We start from the raw sequence: 236 nt of genomic DNA on the forward strand, positions 1-236 counted from the left end.
ATTGAATATGCCATAAGAAGATTATACCACATTATGTACTGTTTTAGGTTCATTTTACTATACTTTTTGAAAATTCTTGCTTTGGGTACAAATGGATAATAAAGGACAGGAAACACATACTTTGGGATTACTCTTATACTCACGGTAGCCTTCTCGAGTGGTTGTGCGATAGCTTAATACTTGATTCTCTGGACAAATATAAGAGTCATGACTTGCATCATAAACAAAATTACTAG

The 236-nt window shown here is 33.1% G+C and carries 1 pseudogene; it reads right to left on the bottom strand.

Going from position 1 to position 236, the window contains the following annotated elements:
* Window positions 1–60: 60 nt before the first annotated feature.
* Window positions 61–236 (bottom strand): annotated as a pseudogene (locus tag ADF68_RS10770) (transposase); the annotation flags it as partial.

The organism is Streptococcus pseudopneumoniae, from assembly GCF_001068775.1.
In the GTDB taxonomy this organism is placed as follows: Bacteria; Bacillota; Bacilli; order Lactobacillales; family Streptococcaceae; genus Streptococcus; species Streptococcus pseudopneumoniae_N.